We start from the raw sequence: 17365 nt of genomic DNA, 5'->3' as shown, positions 1-17365 counted from the left end.
TCGCTCAATAATCGTGAGCGTACTGTCTCGGCGTGTCTCGAACGTCGGGTTGCCGTCGTACCATCGCTTCATGACATCCTGTCCCGAGACTCAATAGCAGTTTATCAGACCCAATAGGGTGCAGTCTATGTCCGATCAGCCACCCCCCGACGGACCGACGACCCGCGAACGCCTCGAAATGCACCTCGCACAGGCGATCACCCGTGCCCAGTCCCCCGACGTTCGGCGTCATCTAGAAGCAGCACTGGTGGAGTGTCGCCAGCTCCCGCCGACGCCACTGTTTGAGTGTCCCCTCTGTGGTCGCGTCGGGCTTCCTGAACGGATCCACGAACACTACTGTTCAGAAACTCGTGATGAAGGCTAATCTGTGACCGGCCCTACGAGTTCCGCTACAGCCCGATTTTATCACTCTCAAGAGAGTGCGGGATGTTCGAATTGAAATACCAAGACAGGTGGAAACGACGGTGCCGATGATCCGAACCAACGAGTTCGTTGTCATGCCGGAGACCGATCAAGATCGAGAACTCCTGTATCGGCTGCTGGACGGGGCTGCAAGCCTCTGGAATCAACTTACGTTCGCCCGCCGACAGCAGTTCTTCGACGGCGAGGATATCTGGGCAGCAGATCGATTCTACGACGAGTACAAAGGGCTACTCGGGTCGGCAACGGCAGAAACGATGGCTCGTGTCAACGACCGAGCATGGCGTGCATTCTTTTCCAGGCGCGGACGTGATTCGTCCGCTCAACCCCCCGGTTACTGGGGAAACGAAGAGGACGGTCGGGACCTCCGACTCTTTCTCCGAAATCGAGCGTATTCGCTCCAGTGGGGTCAGTACTCCCGAATCGAGTTCACCGTCGGGAGAGAGATCAAACCTGAGTACGGCCTGACCCCTAACGAGCGCCCACGTGTCCCCATCCACGGCAACCCGAAGTGGAAGGGAACACAGGGCGAGCTCCAGATCGTCTACGACGACCTGACAAACGGGTTCCGAGCCTACCAGTCCGTGACCGTCGATCCCAAGCTGGAACGTAGCTCGAACGGTGGCGAGGCAGCCGCGCTAGATGTCGGGGCGGTCAATCTCGTCGCCTGTGCAACGACCAAAGGCGTTCAGTTCCTGTATGACGGAACCCGGCCGTGGGAGCAGTTCGAGGCAACCTCCAACGCGATCGCCCAAGCACAATCGAAGCTCCCCGAAGGCGAGCACACCAGCAAACGGATCAATCGGCTCTATCGCCGGCGGAGTAGCCGTCGTGACCACTGTGTCGACGCTCTCCTTCGAGATCTCGTCGAGCGAGTCATCGACGACGGGATCCAAACGATCTATGTCGGTGATCTTACTGGGGTTGTTCGCCGAACACCGTGGAAGAGTACAAATCGAAAGCTCACGGAGTTCTGGGCGAATCGTCGCTTTACCGACCGTCTCGGGCACCTGTGTGACGAACACGGAATCGAGTTGGTGACCGTCCAGGAGTTCGACTCCTCACAGGAGTGTCCGGACTGTGGAACAGTCGAGGGGACGACCCGTGACCGCGACCGTCTCAGGTGTCGGTGTGGGTATGAGGGTCACGCAGACCTGACCGCCGCTCGGACGCTACTGAGTCGAGAAATAGGGAAGCTACCACGGCCGATGGCCCGGCCCGTGCGGTTCCAGTGGGACAATCATCGCTGGCGTTCAACCACAGACGCCACGGCTTGACATCCTCCCCGCCCTGAAGGGCGAGGATTCCCGCGTTGGGATATTGTGGTTTACGACGTGACCTGTTCTTGAGGTGCGAACGCACCAGTTTCCTTGTCAAACAGAAACGTCGATGGCTGTGCCAACCAGCCGTTACTCCTATCCTCTGAACGAAGACTCGGAGATACTTTCTGTCGAATGTTCTCAGCACCGTTCACATCTGCGTTCGCCACCGTCCCACACTCGTCACAGACGTACAACCCGCGCTCAACACGGTTCGCCTTTCGCTTCTGACCACAACACCAACACGACTTCGATGTATCGCACTCAGACACGTCATTGACCGCGATTCTTTCCATCTCGGCCTTGTATTCGAGCAGGTCGGTGAAGCGGTCGAACGCCCACGAGTGCAGGTCAAGATTGCCATGCTTGCCCCAGTTCTTCGACTCGCCGTTCTCTTCCTCATCACGGATGCCAGAGAGGTCGCCAACCACAATCGTTCCAACACCCTCCTCAACACATCGCTGGACGATGTGCTTGGAGAGCGTGTGGAAGTAGTGGGTGCGCCGTCGAGACTTCTTCTGATTTAACCGCGTGGCTTGCTCGGAATCGGAGTTGTCACAGCGAGCAATCCGCTTGCTGAAGAAGTAGTCGTCTTGCTTCAGACAGTTCAGCGGGTACAGCTCACCGTGGCCGTCTTCGTAGGCGAGGGCAGCGAAGTTGTTGATGCCGAGATCAACACCAACCGTCTTCTGACCGGGTGCCTCTGACACTTCGATTTCGACTTTGCACACGAAGTGCAGTTCCCACTCGCTTCCCGTCCAAACTGCCCGCGCCTGCTGGACGCTCTCCACGGTGGAGAGGTCAACGTCGGGCCGAGTCTGGTACTCGCAGAGGATGAAGTCCGACCGGTTGTCTTTGAGGTTCGAGCCTTTTGAGAGTCGGACTCTCTCGTACTCGGTGTCGAGTTTGAAGCCAGCGGCTTTGAACGTCACCGTACTTCGTGGGTGGTCGTCGCCGTGTTTGCGGTACTTCGGCGGGTTCGCTCGTGTATCTCTGTTGCGTCGTTTGCCGTACCAGCCGTTGAACGCCTCAGCGAGTTCTTGAAGGACTCGCTGACTTGACTGAGAATGCAGGTCATCGTAGCGTTCGTGCGACTTGAGGTACGAGGTGAGTTCGTTGTGTCCGGGCATGTGGCCGATCTCAGACCACACTCGGTCACAGACCCACCGTCCGACGTTCCAGAGTTTTGACGCTGAGAACCCGAGGGCGTCGAGGTCGTCTTGTACCTGTGGCTGGTTCCGGATGGAAGCAGTGTAGGTGCGAGTGACGACCTGTTCCGCCATACATAACCTATGTAGGTATAGTTACTTGAAGGCGTGGATTGGAGCGTGGAATATCCTGCCGTGCCATCGAACGGTGGTTGGTGTCGGGGTTGTCGGATTCATCCCCGCGCTAAAGCACGGGGCTTTCTCCTCGCACTTCCGTAAGTCGCCGGCGTGGGGCCGTCTCATCGTTGGGATCTGCATCTCTCTAACGCAGTGGGAGTCAAAGATCGCAAACTTCATTTCATCAAGATGATCGAATTAAGTGTCTATTTCTTATTCTTTCTGTGAATGTGCTAAGAGCTATGGTGTCTTAGACCGCCCTCGGACCTGATTCGAAAAGAAATTAGAGTTCTGAGTCCTGACGGACTCGCTGTACTACGGTTCGCTACGGATCTTCAACTCTGTCATCATCACCTCACCGAACACCACTTCTACGCTCGTTCGAAGCATCGCTCACTCGCTCGATGATCGTCAGGGTACTGTCTCGACGGGTCTCGAACGTCGGATCACCGTTGTACCAGCGTTTGATCACATCCTCACATCGAACGACATCGCCTTCGTGCAGCTCTGGGTGGCGGTGAGCTTTGATCAACGTCCGTCCGTCATCGGTTGGGTCGGGCGTTGGCCGGGTTTCATCCCACTCGCTCTTTCGCCAGATTGCAAACTTCATCACGCCAGTGTGGTCCTGAAGCAGACCAGCCTGCTTGATCGCAGGATGGGTGTTCTCGAACAATCGGAGGATCGTCCCCTGGGTCGAGAATCGCCCACGGGTTGCGTCGACTGGCGTGTACCGGACGTTGCCGACCGTCAGGACGTTCCGTGGGTCGGTTGCTTCGGCATCGGCCTGGCGGAGCAGCGCCTGGGTCGGCTCGGCGCCATCACGGAGGCGGTTCGCAAGCGCGATCGCCAGCGTCAACCGTGATTTGCGTATCTCGACTACTCGGTCGAACTCGTCGCTCAGCAGTCGGTCTACCATTCGGGAGACCTGGTCGTGCTGCTCGGCGGTGAGTTCGGTGAGCGGTCGAACCCGCGTGCGATAGCGCTCGGCTTGGCGCGTTGCTCGCGTGGCTGCGAGTTCGGCGCTGGCTGGCCTGGCTGCCGCGTACTCGTCGTACCGATTGGCCAGCCACTTCGCGTGTCCCACGAGTTCGACGTCACCTGCTTCCATTTCCGGATCGGTCCGGGCAGTCAGGATTCCGTCAGTGACGCGGCGTCTCTCGGCGGCGACGGCAAGGGAATACTCGATCGATTCGAGTGAACTCCGCGCGAACTGCTCGGGCTCTGCGAACAGCTCACCGAGTGGCGTGAGTCGCCCATCGGGCGTCTGCACCTCCAACTCGGCCGTCGGGACTCCCTCGGTCGCATCTTCGGGCGTCGGGTCAGTCGGGATGTCGAGTGCGCGGAGTCGGCGCAGGCGTGCCTGTTCGGCGGCCGGCAACGTCTCCAGCAGCTCGTGATCGATACCGCTGTCTCTGTCCAGTGACCGAGCGCGAGCGGGCAGCACCGAGGCGAGTCGGCTCCGGGCAGGCCCCTGCGTCGTCGCGGATGCCGTTCGGGGCATCGTCGGCTCGAGGCCACTCGCAACGCCAATCATGCGCTCACCACTCGGGTCGACGAGCGTCGGGCCCGCCGTGTGGTCGTACTCAATCGCGAACGTTGCGCATTGCTCACCGGACTGTTCGGCGAACAGGAAGCTGGCGTTCGTGCCAGTCGCTGCGGCGATATCTCCAGCCCTGTCAGGGTTGTAGAGCGTGTCGCCGGGCGTCCAGTTGGCGTCGATGCGGCTCGCGGCGAGTCGCCCAGTCGGGGCAACCACCGGGTCGCCGTCGGCTGTGTGACCGTAGACGCCGTCGACGGGTTCCGTCCGGGAGCCGTACTCGCCTTTCGAGGCGGTCCGTTCGGTGTATCCCGTCGAATCGGGTGCCGTCCCGTCGGTCGCGGTGCTCGTCGACGACTCGGTGTCGTCTTGGACGAGCGCGTGCAGCAATCCCGAGAGTGCCCGCACCAATGCGGAGCGGTCGTCAACGGAGTCGGCACGCTCGCTGTGCTCCCGGTCGGCCCGGAAGGCTGGGGATGGCGTGTCGGTCGGCCGCGTGAGAGCGGTCGCATCTGTCGTGTTCGGTTCTGTCGTCTCGTTTTGAGTTCCCGATAACTTCTTATCAGGTTGGTTGCTACTGTTCATTGGAATTCTACCAATTCCGTTCGTGAGGCTCTATCCAGCCTCACATTCTACACTGACCAGCGACGCTTAGGTGTATCGTCGATACAGGCCTCTACTCGACAGATTTCGAGCTATCTCCCACACCATCCCCACATCCGCTGAGCGAAAACCGTGCCGAGACAGGTCACTCCGTGAGCAGGGGTACAGAACTTTATCACTCATCAGAGGTGTGCAGATGAGTGAGCCAGTCGCAGCTGGTGGGACCCGATGAAATACAACTACAGGTATCGATTAAACCCGTCCGACGATGTCGCGAAGCGATTGGCCTGGACGCTCGATACCTGCCGGCAGGTGTACAACCACTTTCTCCACCGGCTCAACCGAACCAGTAATACCTCGGCGTACTCGGAAATCACTCACCTGCCGGCCCTGAAAGCGTGTTGGCCCGAGTGGAAGAAAGTTCACTCAAAGGTGCTACAGCGGGTCGTTCAACGGTTGTATCACAATCTCTCGCGGCTGAACGGCCTCAAGCAGAACGGCCACCGCGTTGGCCGGCTCAAATGGAGGAGTCCGCGGGACTACCGGTCATTCACGTACAGCCAGTCCGGCTTCAAACTCAAGAACACGAGTGGTCGGTCAAGACTGTGGCTCTCGAAGATCGGTAACGTTCCCATTGTCCTCCACCGAGATCTCCCCGAAAGCACCGAAATCAAGGAAATCACGGTTAAGCGCGAACCGACCGGGAACTGGTACGCGTGCCTCAGTATCGAGACCCCCCATAATCCACCGTCGAAGCCCGAGCGCCCGGTTCGGGTGGTCGGAATCGACGTGGGGATCCTCAAGTACGTCCACGACACCGATGGTCGAGCCGTGGAATCACTCGATCTCTCCGACGAGCGAGCGCGACTGCGTCACGCACACCACAGGCTGTCTCGCAAGGAATACGGGTCGAACAACTGGGAGTCCCAGCGAACGACGATGGCTCGCCGACAGGCCGACCTGAAGCGAAAGCGCCGCGATTTCCTCCACAAGTTGTCGGCCTATTACGCTCGGGAGTACGACCTCGTGGCGGTTGAGGATCTGGACACGAGAAGTCTCATCGAGTTGCCCTCCACCAGTCGCGCCCGAACGGACGCGGCGTGGGGGACCTTCCTGCGAATGCTCGAACAAAAGTGCGAGCGGGAGGGAACACACTTCATCGAGGTATCCCCGGTGGATACCACCACGGAGTGCTCGAAGTGTGGGGTAAAGACCGACAAGCCCCTCTGGGTGCGTGAGCACGCGTGTCCAGCCTGTGGATTCGAAACCGATCGGGACGCGAACGCGGCACGGAACATACTGAACCGCGCTCTCACCCGAATAGGGATGGGCTGTCCCGAATCAACGCCTGCGGAGACTGCGCTCCCTGTGGAAACTCTCGTTCCTGCAAAGCGCGTCGTCGAAACAGGAAGCCCCGTACGGACCGATGATCGGTAGGTACGGGGCAGAAGTCACCGGAGTTGGTGCTATCATTCATATTCATCGCTGATGTCATGAGGATCGTATAGTTACCCCACAGTGAGCAGCTGTGGCTCGTGTGGGGTAACTATTTTCAGCGGGGTCACAGTGACAATCGTATCGGGTGTTCGAGCGATTGTCGAGGACTCGATTTTGAGCCCGTATACTTACCCGTCGCCTGTATCGTCAGGAACGGCTGTGAGGCCGAGCGTCTGGAAGTCATCGGGGTCGAACGTGAGAATATGCGTCGCGTCGTGTGCCTCAGCCAGCACGCCACTCAGGTGATCGACGAGCGTGATCGTCTGGTCGTCGTACTGTCCGAACCGCTCGCAGGCAGCCTCAAAACGGTCCTCGTCGACGGTCAGGATAGTGAACAACTCTCCGTTGCGGATCGCAGACAGGGCCGTGCTCGCTGCCTCGTGGCTCACGCGCTGGACCAGCAACCGTGTCGTCTCAGCGAGGACATACCGGGACGTGTACACTGGTCGGTAGAGCAAGTCGGCAGTCCGAATCCGCTCGAAGAGTTCGACCGCTCGGTCGTGGAGACCATCGTCCCGGTCGAAGCGGGCGTAGAACGGCCCGGTATCGACGAACAGTGGCGTCGGCTCGATTCCACTCATCGCCACTCAGGAGCCCTCGTCAGAGCCGAGTTTGTCCCGATAGGTGTCCTCAGCGAGGTACTCGTCGACGTTCCGCGAGACATCTGACCGACCACTCGAAAACGTCGATGCTGTAAAGAACGGGTCGTCGGCGTCGACCTCGACATCGGGATCGGTCTCACCATCGTCCGCGACGGCCTCGTCGAGCGCGTCGAGCGCTGCCTCCCGGGTGTTGGCCCGGACGGTGACGCCGCGGGTTTCGTCGCGAGCGCGCCACTGGTCGGCCTCATCGTCGTACGTGAGGCTAATGTCGGTCGCCGTCGGGTCGCCGGTATCCATGCTCATATCAGATCCTGTCCTCTGTGTTCTCGCGCGTTCACGGCCAGGTCTTGCCGCGATCAGTCGGTCGCTGCTCGTATATTCGGCGCATCGGATTAAGTGAGTTGCCCTCCACCAGTCGGTAAACTGGGTGGTCACGACTGAGCTCTGACGAGTTCGAACGATCTCAGCGGCAGAACGCCGAGGAGCGGCGGGCGTTCATCAAGCGCTGGGCCGAGTATGTCCGCACTCACGACGACGAGGAGTGGTCGCGCCAGCAAAACACGCTGATCGACTCCCAACTCGAGACAGCCAACGAGATGGCCCGGCGCGGCGACAACGACCCGATCGCATTCTTCGAAGCTCGCGACGGTCACCGGACGGACCCCGACGAGTAATCGATACGCAACGAAGCTGAGAGTGGCGTGAGGGTTCCGTACCGAGGTCATCGCGGACCCGGTACGATCCAGCGGCGAGCTGATTTATCACCTGCAACGGGATGCGGGGAGTCAACCGACAGTGTCGGTCCCTGTCTAAACCATGTCACTGAGAAACGTCTACGAGCGGACATTCGACGAGGACGTCCCCGCCGCCGAGCGGTCCAGCAGCGGCTGTCCCGAGTGCGGCGGTCTCGTCCACACGAACAGCATCGAGACCGTCTGTGACGACTGCGGGCTCGTCCTTGAGGATCGTCCAATCGACCATGGCCCGGAGTGGTGTGCCTTCGACGACACAGAGCGCATCGAACGCGCGCGGACCGGTCCGGCGCTGACCCCGACCCGCCACGACCGGGGGCTGTCGAGCGAGATTGGCTTCGACCAGACCGACGCCAACGGTACGACGCTGTCGGGCCGAAAGCGGAGTCAGATCGGCCGTCTTCGGCGCGAGCATCGGCGCGGCCGCTGGTCAAGTAAGGCCGAGCAGAACCTCGCCCATGGCCTCGCAGAGGTTCGACGGATCGTCGGCGCACTCGATCTCCCACGGAGCCTCCGCGACCAGGCCTGTCGCCTCTACCGAACTGCTGCCGGCGAGGACCTCATCCGTGGCCGGTCGATCGAGGCGATGGCTGCCGCCAGCGTCTACGCCGCGTGTCGGTGTGCCGGGCTGCCCCGAACGCTCCAGGAAGTCAGCGTGACCTCGGCAGTCTCCCACGAGCGCGTTCAGAACGCATACAGCGTGCTCAACCGGGAGCTCGAACTTCCGACGGTACCGATGGAGCCTCTCGAGTACGTCCCGAGAGTCACCTCAGCACTCGACCTCTCGACGGGGACCCGCCAGCGAGCAGCGGCGCTCGCGAAACAGGCAGTGCGCACCGGTGTCGCGAACGGATACAATCCCGCGGGTGTCGCGGCTGGCTGTGTGTATCAGGCAGCCCGAGAACAGGACGAACGGGTCACCCAAGCAGCGCTCGCCGACGCTGCCGAGGTCACCCCGATGACGGTTCGTGCGCGGTGGAACGAACTCCAGACCATCCTCAACGGTGGAGACGACCAGCCTCGGCGGGGGAACGCGTGACTCCATCAGCGGGTGCGGAAGACACAGCTGGTGGCTCCGAACAGGTTATCGATCTCGAGCGGGCCGGCTGGAGACCGGGAGCGCCCTGCCCGGCGTGCGGTCACGGAAACGTTCACACGATCGTCCGTGCCGGCGTCCTGTTCCGCGACAGCGGGAGCTGGGAACTCGAAGAGATACTGGGGGTGTACGAGGCGTTCTGTCCGAACTGCGACTGGCTCCCGCCCGTCCGTCGAGAGTGAGTCCTGGGTGGCGGTGGCGCGGTCGCGGAGAGCTTCGAGATTGCTATTTAGCGAATGCAAATGAGCGAGGGATCATCGAACGAACGCCTGAACTCGGTCAGTCAGGACTCGTTCGGCTGGTCCCCACACCTGCTATGAGCACTGATTCAGCAAATGCGAGGTGGAGCCCCGACCTCCACGGACGAGCGAAGCGAGTGAGTAGGTCGGGGAGGAACCTGACACGACACAACCCACGTACACCGGCCGACCGACTCCCGAACCTGCAAGTACCGTCGCCCCCTCTCTGAACTATGGACGTGCGTCGAACAGCCGTCGTAAAACTCATTATTTCCGACGAGCCACGCGACGCACTCCACCGAACCAGCGACCAATTCCTGTACTGCGCGAACCGAACTAGCGAATATTGCTGGTCCAACACGTCCTACACCGAGTGCAAAACCAACAAGCGAGAAGTGCGGGACGCACTCTACGCCGAACTCCGAGCGGAGACAGAATTACCAGCACAACTCGTCCAAGCCGCGATTCGTCGCGCCGTTGAAGCCGTCAAAAGCGTTGTCGAGCGCTGGAAGAAGAAACAGCGCGTCTCCTGTCCGACGTTCACCGCTGAGACGATGGACTACGATGCGCGAAGCGCGACCTTCTACCGTACCAACGTGTCGCTCGCAACCGTCGAAGGCCGAGTCGAACCCTCGTTCATCCTCCCGGCAGACAGTCCGACGCCTTACGAGCGGTACGTCCTTTCTGAGGACTACGAGTTCCGTGAGAGCACGCTTCGGTACGACGCGACCACCGACGAGTTCTACCTCCACGTTTCGACTCGGCGAGTAAACGACGAAGACGCAGAGGCTTCGACAGATACCGGGCACTCAGACCAAACAGTCCTCGGTATCGACCTTGGCGTCAATTCGTTGGCCGTCTCCTCTACGGGAACGTTCTGGAAAGGAGACGACTATGACCACTGGTGTCGTGAATTCAAGAAGCGACGTGGTGAGATGCAAAAGCGCGCCACTCAAGCCGGGCACAACGCCTTGCTTCGACTCGGTAAGCGTGAAGCAGCATGGCGGAAACAGTACATCCACACCGTCGCTAACGAGCTTGTCTCGGAGGCCATCGACTACGGCTGCGACGTAATCGTGTTCGAGGACTTGACCGATATTCGAGAGCGGCTTCCGCACGCGACGTGGCACCACATCTGGGCGTTTCGGCGCTTGTTCGAGTACGTCGAGTACAAAGCGCCTGAGCAGGGTGTCTTCGTGGAGCAGGTTGAGCCGAACTACACGAGTCAACGCTGTTCTCGAATGAATTGTGGGTTCACGCACGAAGACAACCGCGACGGAGAACACTTCGAGTGCCAGAAGTGCGGGTACGAAGTGAACGCGGACTACAATGCTGCGAAGAACATCGGTGTGCGGTACGCTCGAAAGCAGATTCATAGACTCCGTTCCTCGCCTACGTCGGGGAGTGGAGACGCACGAGTAGACGTGCGTTTGAATGGTGGGACGTTGAGCGGCGAGAGTCACCAGCCTATTGCTGGCGACTGATTGCCGGGAGTCCACATCAAAGCCCCACCCTCAACGAACCGAGGCGCGGAGCGCCGAGGGAGTAGGGTGAGGTAGTTTACTCTGGACTACTGTAAGAAGCTCGTCCGGACGATCCCGGCGGGGACGCCAGTAACGCTCGACCTCGGCGAGGACTTCCCACTGATCCTCTCCTACGAACTCGCCGACGGCGATGGTGCCATCACCCGGATGCTCGCGCCGCGGATTGAGACCTGACTGCCTCGAACCAAGACGGGGCCCGTACCCGATCGACACCACACCCACAACGATGTCAACCAACTATCGACGATCCACGCATCGTGCCCGGAGGTATCGCGGCGAGCGAACCGTCGGCGGCTGTCTCGTCTACGCCGGCGACGATATCCTCGATAAACACCTGTTCGTCCACCCGGTCTCGCCGGGCGGATTCGACTGGGGACCGGATGCCGATGACGACCGCGCCTGCCAGCTGGCAATCGCCCTGCTCGCTCCGACGTTCGGGCTCGAAGTCGCCGTCGACGACTCTCGGATGCTTAGCGATGAATGCTGGTCAGTAGTCGGCGCATCCGACTCTACACTTAAATACGATGTCGCTTCAGACCGCCCTGCGATGTACCGAGACGTCCCACAGCAGGCCGATCTAGTGTCGATACGGGGCCATCGATTTCCAGAAGCGTACAGATCACGGCTTAGCACGGCCGTCCGGAGGGTGAATGACGGCCCGTGAACGGCTCCGAATGCACCTCGCACAGGCGCTTACCCGGGCAGATTCACCCGACGTTCGAGAGCACATCCGGGCCGCACTCTGCGAGTGGGAGAATCTGCCACCGACCCCGTTGGTCGAGTGTCCCGTCTGTGGCCGAGTCGGGCTTCCCGAGCGTATCGTCTATCACGACTGTGACTCAGAATGAGCCAACCAGTGGCCTCTACATCGGGGGACGGGGGTGAACACGCCGTTCGGAGGGACGTTCCGCCGATTTATCGAATCCAAGAGGGTGCAGGTGACTGAATCGTGAGACGCACGAATACGTTCGTGATCGCACCAGACCTCGACGACGAGGAGTGTCTCCGACGGTTGCTGGATGCGTCAGCGAGCTTCTGGAACGAGTTGACGTACGACCGCCGCCAACGGCTCTTCGCGGGTGATCCCGTCTGGGAGGGGTCGGACTGTGGGGACCGGTATAAGAGCGGCCTCGGTGCCGCGACGGTCCAGACGGTACGGCGCGTGAACGACGAGGCGTGGCGGTCGTTCTTCGAGCGTCGAAAAGAACACTCGACAAGTCCACATCGCACTACTCAATAATGACGGTCCTCATCCATTGCTTTCGGGAGCACGGCTGAAGACATGCCATCCCGTAGATCCGGATGAACTAACGCCACCCTCGTTTTCGACTATCTACGGTTATCGCGTGAGCTATCGCTGGAACGGGTCTCCATCTCAAGACCCTGAGGAAGCTGCGCGAGCGATGCTCCGGGCGGACCTCAACCAACGGCACGTCCGGTACGATGTTCGAGATATCACAGCTAACGGCGATCTTGTCACGGTACGAGTCGCTATCCCTGCATCTGATACAGGAAACCTGACTGCGCCCCAACGGCTGTTCCCAACGGCAGAGGAGATTATATACCTTGATGAAGAGGACGTTGAGGAGGTAGAGTACCAGTGGTGACACTCAAAGGGATACACCACACTGGGGCCTCTATCGTTTTGGGGGAAGCTGGTAGTCCCGGCCGGGCAACGGGGTCCGCACGATGCATTGAGGTTGACCGACCCCAAGGAGAGCAACTCCGGATTAATCATTTCAGCGGTGTCGAAGATGTCGAGACGGGCGATATTGTCGTAATGCCAGATCTACTGCCAGCTATGTGTGGATTAGTCGATGATGCCGACGGATTTGTCGTCTATGATGAAGAGCGACTAACGGGTCGTGGACCGACGTATGCACGACAGTTGGAGATCCCAGCCATCATCAACTGCCCTCAGATTCGTTCTGTCGTTGAGACTGACGATCAGATTACGGTCGATGCTAACGCTCAGTGGATCCTTCGACATGAGTCGTCGTACACCTCCCAACAGAGAAATCAACCATGAACTTGGACAACATAGATCGACGGATACTGAAAGCTGTCGCGAGAGGACAGACTGAAAAGGAGCCGTTTGAGTGCGATATTGAGGGTATCATGTACCAAGATGTCAACGAGAAATTCACAAATGAGGACTTCAACGGAGTCAATCCCGATGCGAGACTTGGGTGGCGATTGTGGCATCTATACGATCAAGGCTATCTAATGAGAGTGTTTGAAGCAAGCAATAGTCCCCACCGATATCGCCTCTCAGAGCAAGGACGCAGCTCACTTTCGGAGACATGCAACTATGACTTGGACCCGTAACCCTGATGATGTCGACAACGTGACGCTCACCATTGAGGATGGGTGGTACGTCGCTCGGGATGAAGAGACGGGTATCACGAGCCAAGGCGAAACACACCCGGAGGCGCTTGCGAATCTAGCCGACGCGCTCGAACTCCACGAGCGGCCCGTCCCCGACGAAGAGGATATTGATCCCTCGTCAGCGCCTTGGTTGTAGCAGATACGTTCGACAATTGGATCTACTCTTGAGTTCCCATATAGTCCGCTCTAGCACAGACTATTGCTGTAGGGGCTTGAGGAACCCATTCTGAAGAGAAGATTGTGAAGTAGCGTTTCCCGAGGGCCGATCAGATGGGAGTCACAGTAAGTTCAGTATAAATCAGAGGTTTGACCACAATATGCTCTTGAACCAGCCACGGACTCTTCGAACGGCCGTCGATCCCGGTCTTCGCGGCTAAATCACGCTCGATCGCGAGCGTCGCGACTGCCACGAGGCAATCCCGCTGGAGGACGTCCAGGTCGTGCCACACCGTGGTTCGACAACGACAGACCCACTGTCGGAGCGCAGCAGATCATCTTCGGGAATGCTGTTACCCCACGTACGGATCTACTGTTCTATTTTGTGGGGTAACAGTCGACAAACCAACGACGATTCTGATGGCTTGCCAGTTGAACGTGATATCGCCAGCAGATAGCTGCATTCGAAGCAGAGACTTCGTGGGGGGCGGCCAAGCGATGAAGTTCAGACGCGATAGATTGGGGTGTTCATCTGGAACATCAAGAGCTAACGGGCGTATGATTTATGCATCGTGTTCCTAGTATCACACTGTATAGCCGGTTGGAGCGATCACGAGGATGTCCATCCAGAAGAAAAGCAATACAGCGTCGTCCGCATGGATGAGTAGAAAGCACCGTCAGATGACGATTTTGCAATCAAGGTCGCCGAAATTGACTCGCTTGAAGAGGCGCCAACGACCGTGGCGGGCCGTGGTGAATCAATTGTGATTCTCGACAAGGACGGAAACACGGTCTCAGTCACCGAAGGGATAGACCATCCAACGGACACGACAACCCGCGACGAAACCGAGTGACTCGGCCAGTTGAGAACCTCGAACGGGCAGCGATAGGGCCCGCCGCTGGTGTCTGTACATACTATCTCTGTGGGGGACTATTCTAGAGATCTATTGGTGCCGATCGATGGAGGATGTCAGCTGTTGCTGCGTTTCCAGCCCTGATTGGAAACGGTTGAGGACTTCTGTTTGGTGCTGTGGGCAGGCCATGAGGGCGACTGCTCCGCTTTGGATCGGAATTACTGGTTGGTGTAAATTGTAGTGTGCGAGCTGGCAGCTGGGACAGCGGATACCTCCAGCCGGTCGATGCTTGATGGTGTCTGCTCTACCAGTCGTCGTGAGTTCGCAGATAGAAACGAACTGGTCGACGTGGTCGCCACAACCGATGATAGGGATGGTAAGCTGGTCCAAAAGCAGGAATGAGACACTGTCATCGTCGTGGCTGTGAAGAGCGGACTCACAGTCCTCACACTGGATGGGTGGATGACCTTGGATGTCGTCAGGAGCCGGCCGAGTAGCATCTACTGGAGGCATACTGAGCGGTTGCGTCGCCATACGGGTAAGTTGTGGGAGCATCGGGAGTCTCTATCGTGTCCCCTAATTTCAAGCAAGCCAAACCTAGCGCGACTCGGATTTTGAAGTCATCACTTGAGACCTGATTCGCCATTATCAATCGGTAAGCCTCATCGAGGTCCGTATCGGAGTACCGCGGTTTGATATCATCTCGAATACAGTCAATCGTGAAATTAGCGGCGTCTAAGTGGGCAATCACATGGGCCTCCACATCGTCAACGTCTCGAATACTATTCACTACTCCAGACGTAGTGTAGTTGATTTTCTTACACGTGACTCAATTTATAATTGGAATTCGTTTCTCAATCTAACAAAAATTGGACGGACATAGATAACTCGGGGATCTGCCTCTCAGCGCTCTCCTAGCACTCCTTCGGGAGATGGTACAGTTCGGGGGCAGCTAGTGTCCTACGCACTTCCAGTGATTCCTCGTAGCCAAATACTGGATCGCCTTTGTAATCTTCACCGAACTGTGTTTCGAATATCAGGTAAATCGCCCGTCCGAATTCAATGAATTGTTTCCTCTGGTCGGTGGCTGGATTTGTGACGAAGTCGTCGACTGACGCACCGAACTCGGGGGCGACACTTTCGATCTGGTAGCCACGATTGTTGTGACAACCGAGGCTGGCTCCTGCTGGTATGCTTTTGTCTTGCTCTCCGTTTTCAACTACCGATAACGCGGAGCCGATTAGTCCCTTTCGGAGTTCTCCATCGTTGAGTAAATCTTGGTCCCGCATTTTCGCTGCTTTCCGGTAATCAAGGGATGTGACAAAATGCTCAGGATACTGTTTTACTGGTCGTCCTTGTGTGCCTCCAATTGTGTAGAAATCCTTGGACAGCGGTTCCCGGTAGACGCTCTCGGTTGGTTCCCGAAGCGTATCGCGTAGATACCACGGGTTGAACGGTGGCCTATTGACGTATCGTACTTGGGCCCCATCGTCGGTTTCGAACATCAGTAGGTACAGCGTTGTCCGCATCTCGCCGAACGTCCCGACCCGTTCTGGTGCGATTGGTGCGCTAACTCCTGTTTCCCGGATAGTTTCTGGCTTCAAGCCATCGTAGTCGCCTGGAACCGGGTGTACCGCCTGAATTGGGGAGAGACTGTATCCGGGAAGCTCGTAGCCGAGTTCCTCTATGGCATATTTTGCAATGTTCGGGACAAGCTGTTCCGGGAAATCAGCCCCTGAGATTTCGTCTTCGGCTGCGATCAATGCTTCCGTGAATGCGACTGGGCCACGTGCCTCGGCGTTCTCATACAGTTCTTGAACTCGTCTGATGATTTTTTCTGGTGTTCCGGAGGTCCCGTCCGTTGGTTGCACCGTCTCACCGGCCATGTAGGCCTCGGCATATTCGATGTCGTTCAATCGAAGCTCTTCCCAATCATCCTGTGTAAGCGTGTTCTCAATCACCTGCCAGTCTGCGGCGTCCGCTGGTGGTTGGTTATGCTCGGCAACAGCGCCGAGTGTTCCAGGCTTGTCCTCGAAGAAGTATCTGAACTGTTGGTCTTCCGGTGGGCCGGTCTGGTCGCTACCTTTGTTATCGGTACTCGAGCAGCCTGCGAGCACGCCACTGATCCCTACGGCTACTCCCGACTGAAATGTAGAGAGGAAATTACGCCGATACATGTGTCACGCTACTCAGTATCCTAAAAAGATTCTTGGGGGCGTATGGTGGGTGCTATAGTTCCATCCAACGCACTTACAGACCGGTTTTCCGCGTTAGAAAGCCTCGGAGTAACCATTAGCGGCTCTTTTCGAATAACCGATCTTGGGACAGTTGCTAATCTCTTTAGGGACGATTTTTAATCATTCTTTGAGGACTGGCTCTGTTTAAATCCTTAGAAACTGATAGGTTCGGCGTGTGAAATACAGAGGTTGAGTGTAGCACGGCAACTTCGTTTGTTTCACCGAAGGTGGTGAGTTCCCTATTTAGGTGTTTACTGACCTTCCTGAGGCGGGTTTTGGATCGATATTCTTGGTTCAGTGTTCGGTGATTGTTGGGGCTTGGCGGCCGGACATATCTTCGATGTCGAGTTTGTGCCAGACAGCTGTGAGTTCGGAGAGTGGCTTATCGAAGACAGTCAGGCTGGCCACTGACGCATATTCGGCAAAGATACCAGCCGCGTCGATTGCGTCTTGTGAATTCTCTGGAATCGGGTGTAGTTGTCCCGTGATGATGACGCTTCGCCAATTATCAACATCGTTCCACTCGTAAGCGACCAGATTCACGCTACTTGACCGTGTTAGTGCCGCCTCTTTCTTGCTGTCGGCGTCCGATACTAACTGGAAGATACACCTGTTGTCTAGCACGTCGTAGCCGAAAGAGATCGGCAAACCGTATGGTTCGTCCCCACCAAATGACAGAACGCCGTGCCCCTGTCGCGTTAGGAACTCGGCGATCTCTTTGTCTGTCATCTCAACACCGTACTCCTGCATAGACGAACGTTGTAAGCACTCCGATGTAGACTCTTTGAACGGGTTG

Annotated in this window: 17 protein-coding genes; 11 read left to right on the top strand and 6 right to left on the bottom strand. The window is 58.0% G+C overall.

Translation table 11 applies throughout. From position 1 onward, the window contains the following. The first annotated feature begins 127 nt into the window (after positions 1-127). Together HALNA_RS19155 and HALNA_RS01505 are read left to right on the top strand one after the other, a co-directional pair. Positions 128-364, top strand: a complete 237-nt coding sequence (locus HALNA_RS19155) for a hypothetical protein (protein WP_084509849.1) — start codon at positions 128-130, stop codon at positions 362-364. Positions 365-470: 106 nt separating this feature from the next. Further along, positions 471-1697: an RNA-guided endonuclease InsQ/TnpB family protein gene (locus HALNA_RS01505; protein WP_049934605.1), complete on the top strand. Its 1227-nt coding sequence runs from the start codon at positions 471-473 to the stop codon at positions 1695-1697. Positions 1698-1747: 50 nt separating this feature from the next. Here the strand turns inward: HALNA_RS01505 and HALNA_RS01500 are convergent, their stop codons facing one another. Next, the gene (locus HALNA_RS01500; RefSeq protein ID WP_049934160.1) at positions 1748-3022 is read right to left on the bottom strand and encodes an RNA-guided endonuclease InsQ/TnpB family protein; all 1275 of its coding nucleotides are present in this window, start codon (positions 3020-3022) and stop codon (positions 1748-1750) included. A gap of 397 nt (positions 3023-3419) precedes the next feature. Beyond that, positions 3420-5186, bottom strand: coding sequence for a hypothetical protein (locus HALNA_RS01495; RefSeq protein WP_157573391.1), 1767 nt, complete (start codon positions 5184-5186; stop codon positions 3420-3422). 246 nt (positions 5187-5432) lie between these two features. Between HALNA_RS01495 and HALNA_RS01490 the strand changes: the two genes are divergently transcribed. Further along, on the top strand, positions 5433-6641 hold the full coding sequence (locus HALNA_RS01490; protein ID WP_049934471.1) for an RNA-guided endonuclease InsQ/TnpB family protein: 1209 nt from the start codon (positions 5433-5435) through the stop codon (positions 6639-6641). Between the two features lie 188 nt (positions 6642-6829). On the opposite strand, the gene HALNA_RS01485 is transcribed toward HALNA_RS01490, so the two are convergent. After that, a complete protein-coding gene (locus HALNA_RS01485; protein ID WP_049934603.1) occupies positions 6830-7282 on the bottom strand; it encodes a type II toxin-antitoxin system VapC family toxin in 453 nt (150 codons plus the stop codon). Between the two features lie 6 nt (positions 7283-7288). Further along, positions 7289-7606, bottom strand: a complete 318-nt coding sequence (locus tag HALNA_RS01480) for a hypothetical protein (protein WP_049934470.1) — start codon at positions 7604-7606, stop codon at positions 7289-7291. Between the two features lie 513 nt (positions 7607-8119). Between HALNA_RS01480 and HALNA_RS01470 the strand changes: the two genes are divergently transcribed. The 8 genes from HALNA_RS01470 (at position 8120) to HALNA_RS01450 (ending at position 13458) form a co-directional block, all read left to right on the top strand. Next, positions 8120-9094 (top strand): transcription initiation factor IIB, encoded by a 975-nt coding sequence (locus HALNA_RS01470; RefSeq protein WP_049934467.1) that lies wholly within the window; start codon positions 8120-8122, stop codon positions 9092-9094. Then, a complete protein-coding gene (locus HALNA_RS19650) occupies positions 9091-9333 on the top strand; it encodes a hypothetical protein (protein WP_157573390.1) in 243 nt (80 codons plus the stop codon). The genes HALNA_RS01470 and HALNA_RS19650 overlap by 4 nt, the downstream gene beginning before the upstream one ends. 290 nt (positions 9334-9623) lie before the next feature. Continuing rightward, the gene (locus HALNA_RS01465) at positions 9624-10874 is read left to right on the top strand and encodes an RNA-guided endonuclease InsQ/TnpB family protein (protein WP_049934466.1); all 1251 of its coding nucleotides are present in this window, start codon (positions 9624-9626) and stop codon (positions 10872-10874) included. A 379-nt stretch (positions 10875-11253) separates the two neighbouring features. After that, entirely contained in the window at positions 11254-11598 is a 345-nt protein-coding gene (locus tag HALNA_RS21535) for a hypothetical protein (protein ID WP_394324584.1), read from the top strand. A gap of 285 nt (positions 11599-11883) precedes the next feature. After that, complete coding sequence (locus tag HALNA_RS01460) at positions 11884-12174, top strand: hypothetical protein (RefSeq protein ID WP_049934464.1); 291 nt, start codon at positions 11884-11886, stop codon at positions 12172-12174. A gap of 163 nt (positions 12175-12337) precedes the next feature. Beyond that, positions 12338-12541, top strand: a complete 204-nt coding sequence (locus tag HALNA_RS01455) for a hypothetical protein (protein WP_049934463.1) — start codon at positions 12338-12340, stop codon at positions 12539-12541. Beyond that, positions 12535-12963 carry a PEP-utilizing enzyme gene (locus HALNA_RS21530; RefSeq protein ID WP_157573388.1) on the top strand — a complete coding sequence of 143 codons (429 nt, stop codon included), beginning with the start codon at positions 12535-12537 and terminating at the stop codon, positions 12961-12963. Before HALNA_RS01455 ends, HALNA_RS21530 begins: the two co-directional genes overlap by 7 nt. A 282-nt stretch (positions 12964-13245) precedes the next feature. Beyond that, positions 13246-13458, top strand: a complete 213-nt coding sequence (locus HALNA_RS01450; protein ID WP_049934461.1) for a type II toxin-antitoxin system HicB family antitoxin — start codon at positions 13246-13248, stop codon at positions 13456-13458. Between the two features lie 1788 nt (positions 13459-15246). Here the strand turns inward: HALNA_RS01450 and HALNA_RS01440 are convergent. Together HALNA_RS01440 and HALNA_RS01435 are read right to left on the bottom strand one after the other, a co-directional pair. Further along, the gene (locus HALNA_RS01440; protein ID WP_049934459.1) at positions 15247-16509 is read right to left on the bottom strand and encodes a hypothetical protein; all 1263 of its coding nucleotides are present in this window, start codon (positions 16507-16509) and stop codon (positions 15247-15249) included. A gap of 354 nt (positions 16510-16863) precedes the next feature. Then, positions 16864-17319, bottom strand: a complete 456-nt coding sequence (locus HALNA_RS01435; protein WP_049934457.1) for a pyridoxamine 5'-phosphate oxidase family protein — start codon at positions 17317-17319, stop codon at positions 16864-16866. Positions 17320-17365 lie beyond the last annotated feature (46 nt).

Source organism: Haloplanus natans DSM 17983 (assembly GCF_000427685.1).
Classification (GTDB): domain Archaea; phylum Halobacteriota; class Halobacteria; order Halobacteriales; family Haloferacaceae; genus Haloplanus; species Haloplanus natans.
The sequence above is the reverse complement of the archived record's forward strand: the minus strand, read 5'-3'. Positions and strand labels throughout refer to the sequence as shown.